This window comes from Mesorhizobium sp. Root102 (genome assembly GCF_001425625.1).
GTDB lineage: Bacteria > Pseudomonadota > Alphaproteobacteria > Rhizobiales > Rhizobiaceae > Mesorhizobium.
In genome coordinates, this window is the sequence record NZ_LMCP01000034.1 from 21,828 (window position 1) to 39,974 (window position 18,147).

The 18,147-nt window shown below is 64.4% G+C and carries 16 protein-coding genes and 1 pseudogene; 8 read left to right on the forward strand and 9 right to left on the reverse strand.

Going from position 1 to position 18,147, the window contains the following annotated elements; translation table 11 throughout:
• Positions 1-66: 66 nt before the first annotated feature.
• From ASD12_RS22210 to ASD12_RS22240, 7 genes and pseudogenes are all read left to right on the forward strand, one after another.
• Positions 67-477 (forward strand): annotated as a pseudogene (locus ASD12_RS22210) (ATP-binding cassette domain-containing protein); the annotation flags it as partial.
• Positions 478-875: 398 nt separating this feature from the next.
• Positions 876-1,067 (forward strand): hypothetical protein, encoded by a 192-nt coding sequence (locus ASD12_RS22215; protein WP_056591105.1) that lies wholly within the window; start codon positions 876-878, stop codon positions 1,065-1,067.
• A 52-nt stretch (positions 1,068-1,119) separates the two neighbouring features.
• On the forward strand, positions 1,120-2,421 hold the full coding sequence (locus tag ASD12_RS22220) for a nitrate/nitrite transporter (protein WP_056591108.1): 1,302 nt from the start codon (positions 1,120-1,122) through the stop codon (positions 2,419-2,421).
• 19 nt (positions 2,422-2,440) lie between these two features.
• Complete coding sequence (gene nirB / locus ASD12_RS22225) at positions 2,441-4,891, forward strand: nitrite reductase large subunit NirB (protein ID WP_056592143.1); 2,451 nt, start codon at positions 2,441-2,443, stop codon at positions 4,889-4,891.
• Positions 4,892-4,955: 64 nt separating this feature from the next.
• Positions 4,956-5,285 carry a nitrite reductase small subunit NirD gene (nirD, locus tag ASD12_RS22230; RefSeq protein WP_056591111.1) on the forward strand — a complete coding sequence of 110 codons (330 nt, stop codon included), beginning with the start codon at positions 4,956-4,958 and terminating at the stop codon, positions 5,283-5,285.
• A gap of 3 nt (positions 5,286-5,288) precedes the next feature.
• Positions 5,289-7,961: a nitrate reductase gene (locus tag ASD12_RS22235; RefSeq protein WP_056591118.1), complete on the forward strand. Its 2,673-nt coding sequence runs from the start codon at positions 5,289-5,291 to the stop codon at positions 7,959-7,961.
• Positions 7,962-8,057: 96 nt separating this feature from the next.
• Positions 8,058-8,324, forward strand: coding sequence for a BrnA antitoxin family protein (locus ASD12_RS22240; RefSeq protein ID WP_056591121.1), 267 nt, complete (start codon positions 8,058-8,060; stop codon positions 8,322-8,324).
• Positions 8,325-8,341: 17 nt separating this feature from the next.
• Here the strand turns inward: ASD12_RS22240 and ASD12_RS22245 are convergent, their stop codons facing one another.
• From ASD12_RS22245 to ASD12_RS22285, 9 genes are all read right to left on the reverse strand, one after another.
• A complete protein-coding gene (locus ASD12_RS22245) occupies positions 8,342-8,698 on the reverse strand; it encodes a cupin domain-containing protein (RefSeq protein ID WP_056591123.1) in 357 nt (118 codons plus the stop codon).
• Between the two features lie 57 nt (positions 8,699-8,755).
• On the reverse strand, positions 8,756-10,138 hold the full coding sequence (locus ASD12_RS22250; RefSeq protein WP_056591126.1) for an FAD-binding oxidoreductase: 1,383 nt from the start codon (positions 10,136-10,138) through the stop codon (positions 8,756-8,758).
• A gap of 28 nt (positions 10,139-10,166) precedes the next feature.
• Positions 10,167-11,285, reverse strand: coding sequence for an ABC transporter ATP-binding protein (locus tag ASD12_RS22255; RefSeq protein ID WP_056591129.1), 1,119 nt, complete (start codon positions 11,283-11,285; stop codon positions 10,167-10,169).
• A gap of 1 nt (position 11,286) precedes the next feature.
• Entirely contained in the window at positions 11,287-12,075 is a 789-nt protein-coding gene (locus ASD12_RS22260; RefSeq protein ID WP_056591135.1) for an ABC transporter permease, read from the reverse strand.
• Positions 12,072-12,980 carry an ABC transporter permease gene (locus ASD12_RS22265; protein ID WP_082525613.1) on the reverse strand — a complete coding sequence of 303 codons (909 nt, stop codon included), beginning with the start codon at positions 12,978-12,980 and terminating at the stop codon, positions 12,072-12,074. The genes ASD12_RS22260 and ASD12_RS22265 overlap by 4 nt, the downstream gene beginning before the upstream one ends.
• A gap of 24 nt (positions 12,981-13,004) precedes the next feature.
• The gene (locus ASD12_RS22270; RefSeq protein WP_056591137.1) at positions 13,005-14,084 is read right to left on the reverse strand and encodes an extracellular solute-binding protein; all 1,080 of its coding nucleotides are present in this window, start codon (positions 14,082-14,084) and stop codon (positions 13,005-13,007) included.
• 3 nt (positions 14,085-14,087) lie between these two features.
• Positions 14,088-14,780 carry an XRE family transcriptional regulator gene (locus tag ASD12_RS22275; RefSeq protein WP_056591143.1) on the reverse strand — a complete coding sequence of 231 codons (693 nt, stop codon included), beginning with the start codon at positions 14,778-14,780 and terminating at the stop codon, positions 14,088-14,090.
• A 142-nt stretch (positions 14,781-14,922) separates the two neighbouring features.
• The gene (locus tag ASD12_RS22280) at positions 14,923-16,017 is read right to left on the reverse strand and encodes an ROK family transcriptional regulator (protein ID WP_056591147.1); all 1,095 of its coding nucleotides are present in this window, start codon (positions 16,015-16,017) and stop codon (positions 14,923-14,925) included.
• 57 nt (positions 16,018-16,074) lie between these two features.
• Positions 16,075-16,725 carry an SGNH/GDSL hydrolase family protein gene (locus ASD12_RS22285; RefSeq protein ID WP_056591150.1) on the reverse strand — a complete coding sequence of 217 codons (651 nt, stop codon included), beginning with the start codon at positions 16,723-16,725 and terminating at the stop codon, positions 16,075-16,077.
• Positions 16,726-17,047: 322 nt separating this feature from the next.
• Between ASD12_RS22285 and ASD12_RS22290 the strand changes: the two genes are divergently transcribed.
• The gene (locus tag ASD12_RS22290) at positions 17,048-18,127 is read left to right on the forward strand and encodes a substrate-binding domain-containing protein (protein ID WP_056591153.1); all 1,080 of its coding nucleotides are present in this window, start codon (positions 17,048-17,050) and stop codon (positions 18,125-18,127) included.
• Positions 18,128-18,147: the final 20 nt, after the last annotated feature.

Below are 18,147 nucleotides of genomic sequence, written 5' to 3' on the forward strand. Positions count from 1 at the left end.
CGACGACGCGGATCCCGAACCGCGCCCAACCGGAGACGACGATGACGAAACGGATCAGGACTGGCGCATGCGAAGGACAAGCGCCCGACCGAGATATCGGGCGGCATGAAGCAGCGCGTCGGCATTGCCCGGGCGCTGGCCATGGAGCCGAAGATACTGCTGCTCGACGAACCGTTCGGCGCGCTCGACGCGCTGACTCGCGCCCATCTGCAGGATGCGGTGATGGACATCCATTCCAGGCTCGGCTCGACGACGCTCATGATCACCCATGATGTCGACGAGGCGGTGCTGCTCTCCGACCGCATCGTCATGATGACCAACGGTCCGGCGGCGACCATCGGCGAGGTGCTTGCCGTGCCGCTCGCCCGGCCGCGCCGCCGCGTCGAACTCTCTTCCGACCGCACCTTCCTGCGCTGCCGCGAGGCGGTGCTGAAGTTCCTCTACGAACGCCACCGCTTCGTCGAAGCCGCTGAGTAAGGCCATGACGGAAAAACGCGTCATCATCGGCAATGGCAATCTGCATCGGCAATGGGCAATCTGCCGCATTGCACAAATATTATGCTGCCGTGCAAGGCATTCTGACTAATCTTTGATCCCCTGCAGGACGTGGTCAAAAGTCGCGCGGCTGCGGTTCACATTGATTTCATTCGATAATCCAGAGCGCTGTCGAATTGGCACGCTTCCTGCTTTTCAAAATGTAGGTCCGCAAGGGCCAAGTGACACGGCGTCCAATGGTGGGCGCCACAGGCAAAGCTGCTGCTCAGGTCAATACGCGATCCCGGATGAACGGGCGCGCGAAGACCTGGCTGGCGGCTTTTTTGTTTTGACGCAATCGACGGCGCTGGTCCCACGCGGCGCCCAACCGGAGACGACGAATGACGAAACGGATCGGAACTGGCGCGTCCCACTCGGACTTCATGCGTCGCGATTTTCTGGCCAGCAGCGCGCTGACGGCGGCGCTGTTCGCCGCGGCACTCCTGCTGTTTCCCGTCGGCGCCGAGACCGAAAGCAGGGACCTAACCGTAGCGGCACCGGTCTCGGTGCACGCAGCGATGCCGCGTCGCTGATTCACCACAAAACATCCGCGGTGCCTCCCACGCCGCAAACCGGAGCCAGACATTGACCGCAAATCTCCCAGCCGCGCCCAGCCAGGACAGTGCGCCCCGGCAAGCGCTTGTGATGTCCACCATCGCTTTCACCGTCTGTTTCGCGGTGTGGACGATCTTTTCAATCATCGGCGTCCGCATAAAGCAGGAACTCGGGCTGAACGAGACGGAATTCGGCCTGCTCGTCGGCACGCCAATCCTCACCGGTTCGCTCGTGCGCATGATGCTGGGTGTCTGGACCGACCGTTTTGGCGGACGGCTGGTCTACACCGCGACCATGCTTGCGGCCGCGGCCGCGACCTTCCTGCTGGCTTTTGCGCACACCTACGGGCAGATGCTGATCGCCGCGCTCGGTGTCGGGCTCGCCGGCGGTTCCTTCGCCGTCGGTGTCGCCTATGTTTCGCGCTTCTTCCCCGCCGGCAAACAGGGGACTGCTCTGGGCATTTTCGGCGTCGGCAATGTCGGGGCCGCGGTCACCAAGTTCCTGGCGCCGTTCGTGCTTCTCTCCTGGGGCTGGCAGTCGGTCGCGCTGATCTGGGCGGCAGCACTCATCGTCATGGCTGCCGTCTTCTGGTTCACGACCGGCGACGATCCGGTCATCCGCGAGCGCCGCGCCGGCAAGGCTGCGCCCGCGAGAAGCTTCTGGCAGGAATTCGCGCCGCTCAAGAACCTGCAGGTCTGGCGCTTCGCGTTCTACTATTTCTTCGCCTTTGGTGCGTTCGTCGCACTGTCGCTGTGGCTGCCCCGCTACCTGATCGGCGTCTACGGCTTCGGGCTTGCGACCGCCGGCATGATCGGCGCGGCCTATTCGATCCCGGCAAGTATTTTCCGCGCCTATGGCGGCGTGCTTTCCGACCGGATCGGCGCCCGCACCGTGCTCTACTGGACCTTCGCTGTCAGTGCCGTCGCGACTCTCGTTCTGTCTCTCCCCTCGGCAGACTACGTCGTGCGCGGTATCAGCGGGCCGATCGCCTTCCATTTCGAGATCGGCCCGCTCGCCTTCATAGCCGTTGCCTGCGTGCTCGGCTTCTTCATGAGCCTTGGCAAGGCCGCCGTCTACAAGCACATCCCGGCTTACTATCCGCAGAGCGTCGGCGCGGTCGGCGGCGTTGTCGGCATGATTGGCGGGCTCGGCGGCTTTATCCTGCCAATCGCCTTCGGCGCGCTCAACGACCTCACCGGCGTCTGGTCGAGCTGCTTCATGCTGCTCTTCGTCATCGTCGCCACCTGCTTTGCCTGGATGCATTTTTCCATCCGGCGGATGGAGCGCACGGCGTCTGCCGAAGCTTCAGCCCTTTCCTACGCGGCTGAGTGAGACCGGAGTGGATCAGAACATGACAGAGAAACTCGTCATCATCGGCAACGGCATGGCCCCCGGGCGCATGCTGGAGCATCTCCTGGAAAAGGCGCCTGGGCGCTACCAGGTCATCATCTTCAACGCCGAGCCGCGCGTGAACTACGACCGCATCATGCTGTCGCCAGTTCTGTCGGGCGAAAAGGCCTATGAGGAGATCATCATCCATGGCGACGGCTGGTACATCAAGCACGGCATCACCCTCTACAAGGGCCACAAGATCGTTGCCATCGACCGGCAGGCAAAGACCGTCACCTCCGATCATGGCGTGACCGAGCCTTACGACAAGCTGGTCATCGCCACTGGCTCGGTGCCGTTCATCATCCCGGTGCCGGGCCACAATTTGCCGGGCGTGCTCACCTATCGCGATCTGGACGACGTCCGGGCCATGATGCTTGCCGCCCAGTCGCGGGCCAAGGCTGTGGTCATTGGCGGCGGCCTGCTCGGGCTCGAGGCCGCGGCCGGCCTCAACGCGCAAGGCATGGACGTCACCGTGCTGCATGTCATGCCGACGCTGATGGAGCGCCAGCTCGATCCCGCCGCCGGCTACCTCCTGAAGCGCGCGGTTGAAGAACGCGGCATCAAGGTCATCACCAAGGCCAACACCCAGGCGATCACTGGCAACGGCAAGGTCGAGCAGGTGGAGCTTGCCGACGGAACTATCATTCCGGCGACGCTGGTGGTCATGGCGGTCGGCATCCGGCCGAACGCCGCGATCGCCAAGGAAGCCGGCATTGCCGTCAATCGCGGCATCGTCGTCGATGCCGGCATGCGCAGCAACGATCCCGACATCTATGCGCTCGGTGAGTGCGCCGAGGTCAGTGGCCAGGTCTATGGCCTGGTCGCACCGCTCTATGAGATGGCGCGCGTCACTGCCAGCCAACTGGCCGGCGACGAGGCTGCTGCCTTCGTCCATTCGGACACGCCGACCAAGCTCAAGGTCACAGGGATCGAGCTGTTCTCGCTCGGCGATTTCGCTGATGGCGACGACCGCCAGGAAATCGTGCTGCGCGATGCGTCGGCCGGTGTCTACAAGCGGCTGGTGCTGAAGGACGACCGCATCATCGGCACCGTACTCTATGGCGAGACGGCCGACGGCGCCTGGTTCAACGACCTCAAGAAGAAGCAGACCGACATATCGGTGATGCGCGACACGCTTATCTTCGGCCAGTCATACCAGGGGGGTGCCCCCCTGGACCCTATGGCGGCCGTTGCAGCCTTGCCGGATGATGCGGAAATCTGCGGCTGCAACGGCGTTTGCAAGGGAAAGATCACTGGCGCGATTACGGGGAAGGGGCTGACGTCGCTGGACGATGTGCGCGCTCATACCAAGGCGTCCGCCTCCTGCGGCTCCTGCACGGACCTGGTCGAGAAGCTGATGGTGCTGACCCTCGGCGACACGTACAACCCCGCCGCCGTGCAGCCGATGTGCTCCTGCACCACCCTCGGCCATGACGAGGTGCGCCGGCTGATCAAGGCCAAGGGCCTGAAGACCATTCCCGCCGTCATGCAGGAACTGGAATGGACGACCTCTTGCGGCTGCGCCAAATGCCGGCCGGCGCTCAACTACTATCTCGTCTGCGATTGGCCGGACGACTATGCCGACGACTACCAGTCGCGCTTCATCAACGAGCGCGTCCACGCCAACATCCAGAAGGACGGCACCTATTCGGTGGTGCCGCGCATGTGGGGCGGCGTCACCAATGCCGCCGAACTGCGCGCCATCGCCGACGTCGTCGACAAGTTCGAGATCCCGATGGTCAAGGTCACCGGCGGCCAACGCATCGACATGCTCGGTATCCGCAAGGAGGACCTGCCGGCGGTGTGGGCCGATCTCGGCCAGGCCGGCTTCGTCTCCGGCCATGCCTATGCCAAGGGCCTGCGCACCGTGAAGACCTGCGTCGGCTCCGACTGGTGCCGCTTCGGCACGCAGGATTCGACGGGGTTTGGCGTCCGCATCGAAAAATTCATGTGGGGCTCGTGGACGCCGGCCAAGGTCAAGATGGCGGTGTCGGGCTGCCCGAGGAACTGCGCCGAGGCGACCTGCAAGGATGTCGGCGTCATCTGCGTGGACAGCGGCTACGAGATCCATTTCGCCGGGGCGGCCGGCCTCGACATCAAGGGCACCGAGGTGCTGGGCCTGGTCAGGACCGAGGACGAGGCGTTGGAGCATATCGTGGCGCTGACGCAGATGTATCGCGAGCAGGGCCGCTATCTCGAGCGCATCTACAAATGGGCCAAGCGCATCGGCATCCCCGAGATCAAGCGCCAGATCATGGACGATGGCGACAAGCGCAGGGCCTATTACGAGCGCTTCGTCTTCAGCCAGAAATTCGCCCAGGTCGATCCGTGGTCGGAACGCGTTTCAGGCAAGGACAAGCACGAATTCCGGCCGATGGCCTCGGTCGGGTTTGCGCAGGCGGCGGAGTGAGCGTGTGTTCCCGAAAAGTGGAAACCGGTTTTCGGTCATGAACACGCGCAAAAAGGAAATCTAGATGAACTGGGTATCAATCGGCTCCATCTCTGACATCCCCTGCCGCGGCGCGCGCTGCGTCGCCACGCCCGAGGGGAAAATCGCCGTCTTCCGCACCGCCGACGATCAGGTCTACGCCATCGACGATCATTGCCCGCACAAGGGCGGACCGCTCAGCCAGGGCATCGTGCACGGCACTGCGGTGACCTGTCCCTTGCACAATTGGGTGATTTCGCTGGAGACGGGCAAAGCGCTCGGCGCCGACGAGGGCGCGGTGCGCACCATTCCGGTGCGGGTCGAAGGCGAGCGTCTGTTCATTGCGCTGGAAGCGCTGGCCAGCCGCGCGGCCTGAACCATGGAGATCGGCGAAGCGCGCGAGGTGAGGACCACCTGCCCCTATTGCGGGGTGGGTTGCGGCGTGCTGGCGAAGGTCGCCGCGGACGGGCAAGTGTCCGTCCGCGGCGATCCCGACCATCCGGCCAATTTCGGCCGGCTGTGTTCCAAGGGCTCGGCACTGGCCGAGACCATCGATCTCGACGGCAGGCTGCTTCATCCGGAGATCCACGGCCGCCGCTCCGGCTGGGACGAGGCGCTCGACCTCGTCGCAACGACCTTCTCGCAAACCATCGCCGAGAACGGCCCGGATGCGGTCGCCTTCTATGTCTCCGGCCAGTTGCTGACCGAGGACTATTACGTCGCCAACAAGCTGATGAAGGGCTTTGTCGGCTCGGCCAACATCGACACCAATTCGCGCCTCTGCATGGCCTCCACGGTTGCCGGCCACCGCCGCGCCTTCGGCTCCGACACCGTGCCGGGAACCTATGACGACCTGGAGCTTGCCGATCTCATCGTGCTGGTCGGCTCCAACCTCGCCTGGTGCCATCCCGTGCTCTACCAGCGCATCGCGGCGGCCCGGGAAAAGCGGCCGGAGATGAAGATCGTGCTGGTCGACCCGCGCCGCACCATGACCGCTGACATCGCCGATATGCATCTGGCGATCGCGCCGGATGGCGACGTCGCCCTGTTCACCGGCCTGCTCGCCTATCTCGGCCAGCACAATGCGCTCGACCGCGCCTACATCACGACGCACACGACCGGCTTCGGGCAAGCGCTTTTCGCTGCATCCGCGCTCGACCTGGCCGGCGTCGCCGCCGCCACGGGCCTGAGCGAGGACGAACTTGGCCGCTTCTACAGCCTGTTCGCGGCGACGGCGAAGACGGTGACCGTCTACAGCCAGGGGGTGAACCAGTCGTCTTCGGGCACCGACAAGGTCAACGCCATCATCAACTGCCATCTGGCCACCGGCCGCATCGGCAAGCCAGGGGCAGGGCCGTTCTCCGTGACCGGCCAGCCCAACGCCATGGGCGGGCGCGAGGTCGGCGGCATGGCCAACATGCTGGCCGCTCACATGGAGATCGAAAACCCCGACCATCGCGACCGTGTGCAGCGCTTCTGGGACGCGCCGACTGTGGCCGAAAAAACCGGCCTGAAGGCGGTCGAGATGTTCCAGGCGGTGGCCGACGGCCGCATCAAGGCGCTGTGGATCATGGCCACCAACCCGGCCGATTCGATGCCGGACGCCGGCGCCGTCGAGGCGGCGATCAAGGCGTGCCCGTTCGTCGTGGCGTCGGACGTGCTGGCCCAGACCGACACCGTCCGCCACGCCCATGTCCGGCTGCCCGCCGCCGCCTGGGGCGAGAAGGACGGCACCGTCACCAATTCCGAACGCCGCCTCTCACGCCAGCGCGCTTTTTTGCCCGTGCCCGGCGAGGCGCTGCCCGACTGGCGGATTGTCGCCGAGGTGGGCAAGCGGATGGGGTTTGGCGAGGCGTTTTCCTATGAGGCGCCGGCCGAGGTTTTCGCCGAACACGCGGCGCTGTCGGGGTTCGAGAATGACGGCGCGCGGGATTTCAATATTGGTGCTTATGCCGGAGTTGATGCGGAGGGGTATGAGGCGCTTGAGTCGTTCCAGTGGCCGGCGCCGAGCAGCACGACTGGGCTCCAACCCACCCGCTTCTTCGCCAACGGCGGCTATTTCACACCCGACCGCAAGGCGCGCTTCGTCGCCATCCGGCCCACCACGGAAGTCCGCACCAGTCCCGACTATCCGCTGATCCTCAACACCGGTCGTATCCGCGACCAATGGCACACCATGACTCGGACGGGGAAAAGCCCGCGGCTTTCCCAGCATATCGCCGAGCCATTCGTTGAAATCCATCCGGCGGATGCGCTGCGCTTCGGCATCGGCGACGCCGACATCGTGCGCGTTTCCAGCCCGCGCGGCGACGTGCTGGTGCGCGCGCTGGTGACGGCGCGCCAGCGCCAGGGCAGCCTGTTTGCACCGATGCACTGGACCGATCAGTTTTCGGCAAAGGGCCGGCTCGACACGCTGACCGCGCCGCTGACCGATCCCATTTCCGGTCAGCCGGCGCTGAAACATGTCGCCGCCCGCATCGAGAAATTCGCCGCAAAGGCCTTCGGCTTCGCGGTGACGCGGCAGCGGCCGGAGCCGGTTGGCGCGACTTACTGGGCCGTTGCCAAATGCAAGGGCGGCTGGCGGGTCGAGCTTGCCTTTGCTGATGACGACATCGACTGGGCCGGCTTTGCCGGCTCACTGTTCGGCGCGTCGCCGGGCGCCGAAATCCTCGCCTATCATGACCGCGACGCCGGCCAGCATCGCATCGCCACCTTCGACGGCGATCAACTGTCTGGGGCCTTGTTCGTGGCCCCCGGCCCGGTCGCCGTGTCGCGCGGCTGGGCGGCGGAACAGTTGAGTGCCGAACATGTCGATCGCCGCGCCAGGTTGGCTATCGTGGCCGGACGGCCGGGCGGGATCGACCTCGATCGCGGCGCCATCGTCTGCTCCTGCTTCGGCGTCGGCGCCAACCAGATCGCGGAAGCGGTGCGCCGCGGCTGCGGCAGCGTCGGGGCCATCGGCGCGGCCCTGCATGCCGGCACGAATTGCGGCTCCTGCCGCGCCGAGATCAGGGTCATCATCGACGCACAGAGTCTTCAAGCAGCCGAGTGATTGTCTGACCAGGGGCCTGCGCGACGGCGCTGGTTGGGCTATGGTGGCGCAAGCGTGCCGCGTCGCGCACGAATCGTCTCCAGTCAGGGTCATCCAATGGCAATTCCTCCGCGCCGACCGACAAATCCGATGACGGCCGCCGAAGCGGCTTTCAAGCCGGTGAAGAAGCCGGCCGCCCCGGTTCGTGAACCATCGGCCGCTCCAGGCGTCAGGGAGCTTGTTTCGATCCGGATCGACCGCGCCGTGCTGGACCATTTCCAGGAGGACGGTCCCGGCTGGCAGGACCGCATCAACGATGCCTTGCGGCAGGCGATAGAAGGCAAGCCTGCTGGCACCGAGGGCAATCGTTCAGACGACGAGTAGCGCCTGTTCCAGCCGGCTCACGCCTCGAAGTGCAGGATATAGAGCTTCCGCGTCTTCTCGTGGATCGTCCATTCGCCCCTCCAGCCTTTCGGCAGCACCAGCATTTCGCCTGGGCCGACGTCCTCGCTGCGGCCATCGGGACCGTGCAGCGAGACGCGGCCCGAAACGATGTGGCAGGTTTCGGAATTGCTGTCGCGCGAGGCGGTGAAGCGGCCTGCTGTGCACTCCCAGACGCCGACTTCCAGCGTGCCGTCCGGCGAGGTCCACAGCGTCTTCGACGCTTCGGACTGATCGCCGCTGATCGAGGTCGGCTTGGGCTCGGGCTCGCCGAGGTCGATCGAGGCGAGATGGGCGAAGGTCTGGAAGTCGGTCATGGCGGTCTCCGGGCAGGCACTGAAAATGCAGAAGGTTTTTGGAATCGCTCCGAAGGCTCAATGTCCTGTGATGCGGTCGGCGATCGCGGCCAGTTTCGACGTGTGCTGGAGGCCGGCTTCCTCGCGTTCGTCGGCGACGCGGTAGAGCTGATACATCGAGTGGACGCCGAGCCAGCGCATCGGCTCGGGCTCCCATTTGCTGACCTTGCGGTTGACCCAGGGCAGGCGGGTCAGTTCGGTGTCGCGGCGCAGGATGAGGTCGCGCAGCGTGCGGCCCGACAGGTTGGAGCTCGACACGCCGAGCCCGACATAGCCGCCGGCCCAGCCGATGCCGGTTTCAAGGTCGAGACCTGATGTCGTGCACCAGTCGCGCGGCACGCCAAGCACGCCGCACCAGGCGTGGTCGATGCGAAGCTTGGCTGTCTGCGGTAGCAGGCGGGTGAGGATCGCGTGCAGGCTCTCGATGGTCGCCTGCTGCGTCTGACCGCGCACATCCGTTTGCGATCCGTAGCGATAGGGCACGCCGCGTCCGCCCATGGTGATGCGGCCTTCCCTGGTGCGCTGCGCGTAGCAATAGGCGTGCGCGGCGTCGCCCAGAAGCTCGTGGCCCTCCCAGCCGATCTCGTCCCACAGCGATTGCGGCAGCGGCTCGGTGATGATCTGCGCGCTGTTGAGCGGCAGCCAGAGCCGCTCATTGCCTGGTAAGCCGGCCGTGAAACCTTCCGTGGCGCGGATGATGATCGGCGCGCGCAGGGTGCCGCGGTTCGTCGTGACCTTGCCCTTCTCGATGCCGGTTACTGTCGTCTGCTCGTAGATCGGCACGCCGAGCCGCTCGACGGCTTCGGAGAGCCCGCGCACCAGCTTGGCCGGCTGCACGCGCGCGGTGCCGTGATGGATATAGCCGCCAAGCACATTCTTGATGTTGATGCGGGCCTTGGCCTCTGCCTGGCCAATCAGGCTGACGCGGTCCTGCGGTACGCTCCAGCCGATCGCATCGGCATAGGCGGCTTTGATCCGTTCGAGCTGCGGCGGGTTGGTGGCAACGGTCAGATTGTCGACGCGGCGGATGTCGGCATCGATGCCTTCGGCCTCGGTCACCTTGATCACTTCATCGACCGTGCCATGCATCGCGGTTTCCATGTCGATGACGGCGCCGCGCGTCGAGGTCTGCAGATATTTCTCGCGCGACCAGCTGAAGCCGCCGGACAGCCAGCCGCCATTGCGGCCCGACGCGCCGAAGCCGGCGAACTCCCGCTCGACGATGGCGATGCGGATCGCTGGATCGGCCTGCCTCAGATAGTAGGCCGTCCACAGGCCGGTGTAGCCGGCGCCGACGATGCAGACATCGGCTTCGAGGTCGCCCGGGAGCGGCGCGCGATAGGCCGGCAGGCCGATGTCGGCATACCAGAACGAGACGTTGCCGTTGACTTTGGCGTCCATGTCTAAAAATCCTGCGGGGAAAAAGCGGTCAGGTCATCGTCATGTCGGCGCGGTCATCGTCGGCAAGAAGTTTTGCATCGACGACAGACCAGCGCAGATCGACCGTGTCACCAATCGAGAACGGGGTGGCTTCCAGCGACGAGCGTACGATGGCGACCGAGCCGTCGCGAAGCGTCACCTGGTATTTCGAACCCGACCCCAGATAGATCGCTTCGCTGACCTCGCCGGTGAGGCTGTTCTGCCCGGAGGCGGGAGGCGTGTTGGTGCCAGCGAGCGAGAGCTTTTCCGGCCGCAGCAGGACCACTGGTTTGCGGCCGCCGGCGAGCTTGCCGCCGGCAACGATCTTCTGGCCGGCGATCGTCAGGCTGGTCTCGTTTCCGGACGTCTGGGCAGCGCCACGCAAACTGGTCGATTCGCCGATGAACTTCGCCACGAACAACGTCGTCGGCTCGTCATAGAGTTGGCGGCCGGTTCCCACCTGTTCGATGCGCCCCTGGTTGAACACGGCGATCCGGTCGGACAGAACCAGCGCCTCTTCCTGGTCATGCGTCACATAGACGAAGGTGGTGCCGAGTTCGCGGTGGATGCGCTTGATCTCCAGCTGCAGCCATTCGCGCAGTTTCTTGTCGAGCGCGCCGAGCGGCTCGTCCATCAGGAGCAGAGGCGGATCGAAGACGATGGCACGCGCCAGCGCCACGCGCTGTTGCTGGCCGCCGGAGAGCTCCGAGGGATAGCGATGCGCGAAGTCGGCCATCTTGACCATGTCCAGCGCGCGCACGACGAGACGGTCGCGTGCCTGCTTGTCCATGCCGCGCAAGGTGAGGGGATAGGCGACGTTCTTGCCGACGGTCATGTGCGGAAACAGCGCGTAGTGCTGGAAGACGACGCCGATGTTGCGCTTGTGCGCAGGCAGGGCGACAATGCTTTTGCCGCCAACCGCAAGATCGCCGGAGGTGAGGTCGGTGAAGCCCGCCACGACGTTGAGCGTGGTGGTCTTGCCCGAGCCGCTGGGTCCGAGCAGCGTCATGAACTCGCCCGGCTCGATATGCAAGCTCACATCGTCGAGCGCGGTGAAATTGCCGTAACGCTTGGTGGCGCCCATGATGTCGATGGCCGCGCCACGTTCCCTGGTGTTGGACGCAGACATCTCAACTCCTCGTCGATTTCGAGCTGATGATCAGCCCGGCGCTGATGATCAGCGTCGTGGCAATGAAGATGATGGTTCCGACGGCGGTCACTGTCGGATCGGCGTCACGGGTGATGCTGGTGAAGATCTGCACCGGCAAGGTCTTCAGATAAGGACTGGTGATGAACAGCGCGACGATGATTTCATCGAAGGAGGTGACGAAGGCAAACAAAAGTCCCGACAGGATACCGGGCGCGATCAGCGGCAAAGTAACGGTGCGGAACGTGGTGAAGCGGCTGGCGCCGAGGCTGGCCGCCGCCGTCTCCAGCCGCACGTCGAAGACTTCGAGGCTGGCCGACACGGCGATGATGACGAAGGGGATTGCCAGCATCGTGTGCGCGATGACGAAGCCGGTGGTGGTGCCGACGAGCTGGTAGTCGAGGTAAACGGCATAGATGCCGATCGCCAGCACCACGCCGGGCACGATCATCGGCGTGATCAGGATGGCGCGCAGCAGGCCGGCGCCGGAGTGTTTCATGCGGCTGAGGCCGAGCGACGCCAGCGTGCCGATCAGCGTGGCGGCGACGGCGACGATGCCCGCGACCCTGAGCGAATTGAAGAAGCTCGACAGCCAATCGGGATTGGTGAAGAAATTCGCGTACCACTGCCAGGAGAAACCGGAGGGCGGGAAGGCAAGCGACTTCTTCTCGTTGAACGACATCGGGATGATGACCAGCGTCGGCATCACCAGCCAGACAGCGACCAGCAGGCAGAACAGGCCAAGCAGAATGCGGAACGGCGCCAGTCTCATGATCTGGACGCCTGCTTGTGGCGCTGGCGCATCAGCGGTGCGGCGAGCGCCAGCAGGACGAAGGTCGCGACCAGCAGCACGACGCCCATGGCGCCGCCGCGGCCCCAGTTGAGCAGGCTGAGCACCTGGCTCTGCACCAGCGTCGACAGCATGGTGCTGCGCGGTCCGCCTAGCAGTGCCGGCGTGATGTAGAAGCCGAGCGACAGGATGAAGACGATGATGGCGCCGGCGAAGACGCCGGGCAGCGACAGCGGCAGATAGATCTGCAGGAAGGCACGTGCCTGCCTCGCGCCTAGGCTGCGCGCCGCCTGGACGAGGCGCAGGTCGATGCCGCGCATGACCGAATAGAGCGGCAGGATCATGAACGGCAGCAGTACCTGCGCCATGCCGATGACCACGCCGGTCTGTGTGCGGATCAGCTTGACGCCGTCAAAGCCGAGCAGCCTGATCACGGAATTGATGATGCCGGAATCCTGCAGCAGGATGACCCAGGCCAGGGTGCGCACCACGCCGCTGACCCAGAACGGCACCAGCACGCACAGGATGAGGACGAGGCGCAGGCGCGGCCCGACCGCCGTCATGAGATAGGCGTAGGGGTAGGCGGCGATGACGCAGACGATGGTGACCCAGGCTGCGATGGAGAAGGTGCGCCACAGGACGGTGACGTTCACCGGCGTGGAAAAGAACCAGACATAGTTCTGCAGGCCCCAGGCCGGGTCCGAGAAGCTGCGCAGCGTGACGGTCAGCAAGGGATAGCCCATCGCCGCGATGAGCAGGAGCAGGGCCGGCATCGCCAGCAGCGAAGGATAGGCGGCGAGGCGCAGGCGCCGTTGCGGCCCCTGCACGGTACCCGCCGGCCGGGCATTTTCACCCCCGGCCGAAAGCGTATGCGATGTCCGGCTCACGCCGTCACCTTGGCGGTAGCCGGCTCAGTTACCGGCCATCAGCGCCGTCCACTTGTCGGACGCCGTGGCGAAGTTGGCGACCCAGAACTTGATGTTCTGCTGGTAGCCGAGCTTCGCATGATCCGGCGTGTTGGTCAGGAAGGCGGCAACGGACGCATCCACCTTGGGCTGTGCCTCGTTGTTGATCGGCGAGTAGGACGTCTGCTCGGTCAGGATCTCCTGCGACTTCTTGCCGAGATAGGCGTTGATCAGCGCATAGGAGGCGTCGGTGTCCTTGGCGCCGACCGGGATGGTCAGCTGATCCATGACGACCAGCCAGTCCTTCCACACCGGCGTGTAGGCGGCGCCGTTCTTGACCGCCGTCATGGCGCGGCCGGTCCACATGATGATCATGTCGGCTTCGCCGGATTCTGCGAGCTGCTGGGATTCGGCGCCGGTCTTCCAGAAGATCGTGTCAGGACCGATCGCCTTGATCTTGGCGATGCCCTTGTCGATGTCGGCCGGCGTCATGGCGTCGACCTTGCCGCCGTCGGCCAGGATGGCCTGTTCGATCAGGCCGCCAATCGGGCTTCCGCTGCCGTCGATGGCGCGCGTGCCCGGGAATTTCGCGGTGTCGAAGAAGTCCTTCCAGTCCTTCGGCGGATTGTCCTTGTACTTGTCGTTCTTGTACATCAGGACCATGCCGTAGTTCATCGCCGGCACGCTGCACTCGCCGACCTGCCCGGCCGGTATGTGCGAAATGTCGAGCTTGGTCAGGTCGAGTTTCTGGAACAGTTTTCCGCAATGCACGAAGGGCGGAAAATCGTCCGTATCGACGACATCCCAGGTCACATTGCCTGATTCCACCTGCGCCTGAAGCTTGGCGATTTCCGTCGGTCCGTCGTTCAAGAGCTTGACGCCGCTCTTGTCGACGAATTCCTTGAGCGCGGCGACCTGACCGTCCTGGTAGATGCCGCCATAGGAGACGAAGGTCAGCGTCTTTCCCTTCAGCGACCCGTCGACGACGGTCCCGGCCGGCGGTGCGTTCTGCGCGTGAGCGGCGGCCGCGAGCAAGGCCAGTGCGGCGGCGCCGACAAATCCGGCCAATCTTGATCTGCTTCCCATTTTCTAATCCTCCGATGGCTCGCTGTTTGATTTTGGCAGACCGAGCGCGAGCGTTTTCCGGGCTACATATTGGTCGAGGTCGACGGCGCCGCTTGTCGGCGGCGCAATGATCCACAGCACTTCGGCCACCGTGTCGCCGACATTGATCGTTCGGTGCGGCGTCGAGGTCGAATATTCGATGCTGTCGCCCTCTTCGAGAATGAAGCTCTCGTCACCGAGCGTCAGCTGCAGCCGGCCACGCAGCACAAGGAACATTTCATGCGCGTTGCCATGCGTGTAGGGCACGTCGCCGGTCGAGCCGCCAACGGCGAATTCGCCGCAATAGACTTCCATCTCATGGATCGGCCGGCGCGACAGCAGCGTCTTGCGGTAGCCTTCGCTGGTCGGAAGCGCCGGCCGCTCGGCGCGTGTCAGCACCGCGTGCGGCGACACTTGGCATTCGTCGAAAAGGTCGGCCAGACCGATGCCGAGCGCATTGGCGATCAGCATCAGCGTGCTGGTGTTGGCGCCGGAAAGGCCGCGCTCGAGCTGGCTCAGGAAACTGGCGGTGGTGCCGATCATGTCGCCGAGCTGGCGCAGCGTCAGGCGTCGCGTGGTGCGATAGGCCTTGATGCGATCGCCCAACACCGTCGAACGACGCGCTTCCGCGCTGGACGCGGCGCTGTCGTCTGGGATGTGATCCTCGGCAATCTTCATGGCGATCTCAGGATTCACTTAACATGCTATTAAGTGAGGCCTCCTGGCAAGCGGATTCGCCTGGTCATCTGAAAATCATCGATGGATGTGTAGAGGGTGCATCATCGACCGACCGGCGGGAGCACGCGCCGGTTTGGCCCGGTCACTGGATCATGAAGCGCGAACTGAACGGCAGGCTTGCCGCCCCGACGGCCTTCGGGCTGATGGTGACGCGCGCCGGTAGCGCCTGGATGTCGGGGAATTCCCGGCTGATATCGGCGCACAGCGCCTTGGCGATCTTGCGCGGCGCATAGCTGGACAGGACGACCGTCCTGAACTCGACAAACTGGGTCAGTGCGGAGATCGATGATTTCAGGCGATTGGAGCATTCCTCCAGCCATTCGCTGTAGGCCTCGCCGAGGTCAGGCCACTCAGGGCTGCTGCTCCAGATAATTTCGGACGGGCGCCCGCGCTTGGTCAGTTCGCTCTCCAGGCGCACAAGGCCATGATCGAAGCTGGTGCTGGAGTTTCCCTTGTAGATCTGGTGGTTGAGGATGAGCCTGCTCTGCAGCCTTGCTCCGAGATAGAAAAACAAATAGTCGTTCAGCGGCTTGGCGACGCCGAACATGCTTTCGCCTCCGGCTGCCGCGGTGATGTCGTTCTGCACGAAAACCGGCAGCTTGCTCTGCTCTTCAATCTCGCCTTGCAGAGCCTTCAGGGAGGTGCTCGATCCGTTGCGGGTTGCAGCCATGGCGTCGACCTCGTCGGGGACACCCAGCCCGATGCCGGCGACCCGGCTGCGCGCCTCGACCGGTAGGCTCGTCATGGCTTGGCTGATCGCCCCTAGCAGATCATTGCTTTGCGGAAAGGGATTGGCTTCATCCGCCGGCAACTGCTTGTGGAAGCGCACGGTGCCGATGAAGTCGATGAGCGCGATGTCGATTCGGCGCCGGCTGAAGCCGACGCCGACCGCATAGGCGCCCTCCGGATTGAGCGAAAGCGGGATGGTGGGCGGTCCGACGCGGCCGCGCTGCGCCTCGCCCTGCGAGACCAGGCCTTCCTGCTCAAGAGAGCGGACGATGACCGAGGCCGTCTGCGCCGACAGGCCGGTCTTCTCGCCGATTTCCATCCGCGAAATACCTTCGTTCTGAAGCAGCAGCGACAGCACCAGCCGCTCATTGTAGCTGCGCACGCTCAACGCATTCAGCCCACTCGCACGATCGGCGATGCGCAAGGGATTGGGTGGTGCGAATCTCATGTCAGGCAAGGGTCGCTCCGTCGGTAAGAGCGCGATGCCTGGCGATGCCGGGATTGCTCATGTCGAGCGGCTCCAGCCGATGGCATCGACCGCGCGGGCTAGTGCGGTGCCCAGCAATCTGTGCGCCTCGGCATCGATGTGAAAGCCGTCCGCTTCGCTGCAGGACACCACCGAGCCGGCATCGAAAAAGTGAAGTTCGAGCGAGTCCGCCAGAACCTCGAATTCGAGCGCGAGCAGGCGCGATTTCTCCGGCGCGCCGGCGAAGATGGACTTCCATTCCTTGACGTCGTCCTGCATCGGCGGCGGCGCCACGATCATGATCTCGGGCGTCGAGCCGCCCGGGCCGGGCGCCAGCTCCTTGATGTCGTAGACGAGGCAGCCGACGCCCATCGCCACTTCCGACGGCGGCTTGTTGAAACGGATCTTCAGATCGTTGGTGCCGAGCATGATGATGACGAGGTCGAGCGTCGCATGGCTCTGCAGGCAGGGGCGAAGATAGGTTCGGCCGTTCTTGTGGGCGCCCTCGATCGGGTCGTCGTGGACGGTGGTTCGGCCGCTCAATCCCTCCTCGATGACATACCAATCGGGGCCTAGCTGAGAACGCAATATCCCCGGCCAGCGTTCACCCGGACCATAGCGCTCGAGCGGCCCCCTGCCGGGGATCTGGCCGTGCGTGTTGGAGTCGCCGTAGCACAAGACTGATCGCATGTTTTTCCCGCCGGAACTGACAGCGCGCCGAAGCCGGCGAGCGCCATTCATGATGGATAGCGGAGCCGTGAAAGGCAAGCAAGGGAATAGTCATTCAACATGACTAACTATTGACAGGCCGAATCCGCTGTGCTTCTAAAGTGCCCGGAGGAGTTCTCGACCGTCATCATCGTCCAGCAGAAGTTGGGCTTCGGCACGCATGTGTTCGGGGGCGGGAGAATTGCGTGCATCGGTCGGTTTGCGACGACGAGCATGCATTGGGAGAGCGTCTCGAGGCCGTACGCATTCGTACGGCCGGGGCAACCACAAGGAGGAGAGTTCAATGTTAGGATTGCTGAAAACCGTCGGTCTGGGAGTGCTCGTCGCATCGGCGCTTGCCGTGACCTCGCTGGCGCATGCGGAAGACGTCAAGCTGATGGACGGCGTCGCGCCGCGCCCCGACGACACGCGCATGACCGCGGCCGGTGCGTTTAAGAAGGACCCGCCCTGGGTCATCGGAATGAGCGACTTCGGCGTCAACGCAAACACCTGGACGGTCCAGGTGGCGCATGAGGCGGAGAACGCCGCGGCAAAGGACAAGCGCATCTCGAAATTCATCCTGCTCGATGCCGGCTTCGACCAGAAGAAGCAGGTGGCCGACATCGAGGACCTGATCGCGCAGCATGTCGACGCGATCATCGTTCAGCCGGTGACCAGCACGTCGGCCAACGCCAGCATCGCCAAGGCGGTTGCCGCCGGCATCCCCGTCATCCTCCACACCGGCCGCATCGATTCCGACGCCTACACCACCGAGATCCAGGGTGGCGCCGAGCACTTCGGCAAGGTGATGGGCGACTGGCTGGTGAAGACCGTCGGCGACAACGGCAAGATCTGGGTCCTGCGTGGCCTGGCCGGCCATCCGGAAGACACCAACCGCTACAACGGCCTCCTGGAATCGCTCAAGGGCACGCATGTGCAGATCATCGCCGAGGAGCATGGCGACTGGCAGTACGACAAGGCCAAGAAGCTGTGCGAGACGCTTTATCTGAACAACCCGCAGGTCGACGGCATCTGGTCGTCCGGCGCCGACATGACGCGCGCCTGCGTCGATGTCTTCAAGCAGTTCGGCACGCCCATTCCGCCGATTTCGGGCGAGGGCAACAATGGCTATTTCGGCCAGTGGATCACGGACGGATTCAAGTCGATCTCACCGGAATACAGCCCCGCCCAGGGTGCGGCCGGCGTGCGCGCCGCTGTCGCTCTGCTCGAGGGTCAACAGCTCTACAAGCGCTATGTCTACAACCCCGACGGCTGGGACAAGGACAAGGCCTCCAAATACTATCGTGACGACCTGACGGCCAATGTCTGGTGGCCGAGCGAACTGCCTGAGGACAAGCTCAAGGAATATTACGGCAAGAAGTGACGACGCCGTGGCTGGCGGGG

Excerpts from the sequence above, each read along its gene's own strand:
- ASD12_RS22215 (WP_056591105.1), top strand. The coding sequence starts at position 876 with ATGACGAAACGGATCGGAACTGGCGCGTCCCACTCGGACTTCATGCGT.
- nirB (WP_056592143.1), top strand. The coding sequence starts at position 2,441 with ATGACAGAGAAACTCGTCATCATCGGCAACGGCATGGCCCCCGGGCGC.
- nirD (WP_056591111.1), top strand. The coding sequence starts at position 4,956 with ATGAACTGGGTATCAATCGGCTCCATCTCTGACATCCCCTGCCGCGGC.
- ASD12_RS22235 (WP_056591118.1), top strand. The coding sequence starts at position 5,289 with ATGGAGATCGGCGAAGCGCGCGAGGTGAGGACCACCTGCCCCTATTGC.
- ASD12_RS22240 (WP_056591121.1), top strand. The coding sequence starts at position 8,058 with ATGGCAATTCCTCCGCGCCGACCGACAAATCCGATGACGGCCGCCGAA.
- ASD12_RS22245 (WP_056591123.1), bottom strand. The coding sequence starts at position 8,698 with ATGACCGACTTCCAGACCTTCGCCCATCTCGCCTCGATCGACCTCGGC.
- ASD12_RS22250 (WP_056591126.1), bottom strand. The coding sequence starts at position 10,138 with ATGGACGCCAAAGTCAACGGCAACGTCTCGTTCTGGTATGCCGACATC.
- ASD12_RS22255 (WP_056591129.1), bottom strand. The coding sequence starts at position 11,285 with ATGTCTGCGTCCAACACCAGGGAACGTGGCGCGGCCATCGACATCATG.
- ASD12_RS22260 (WP_056591135.1), bottom strand. The coding sequence starts at position 12,075 with ATGAGACTGGCGCCGTTCCGCATTCTGCTTGGCCTGTTCTGCCTGCTG.
- ASD12_RS22270 (WP_056591137.1), bottom strand. The coding sequence starts at position 14,084 with ATGGGAAGCAGATCAAGATTGGCCGGATTTGTCGGCGCCGCCGCACTG.
- ASD12_RS22275 (WP_056591143.1), bottom strand. The coding sequence starts at position 14,780 with ATGAAGATTGCCGAGGATCACATCCCAGACGACAGCGCCGCGTCCAGC.
- ASD12_RS22280 (WP_056591147.1), bottom strand. The coding sequence starts at position 16,017 with ATGAGATTCGCACCACCCAATCCCTTGCGCATCGCCGATCGTGCGAGT.
- ASD12_RS22285 (WP_056591150.1), bottom strand. The coding sequence starts at position 16,725 with ATGCGATCAGTCTTGTGCTACGGCGACTCCAACACGCACGGCCAGATC.
- ASD12_RS22290 (WP_056591153.1), top strand. The coding sequence starts at position 17,048 with ATGTTAGGATTGCTGAAAACCGTCGGTCTGGGAGTGCTCGTCGCATCG.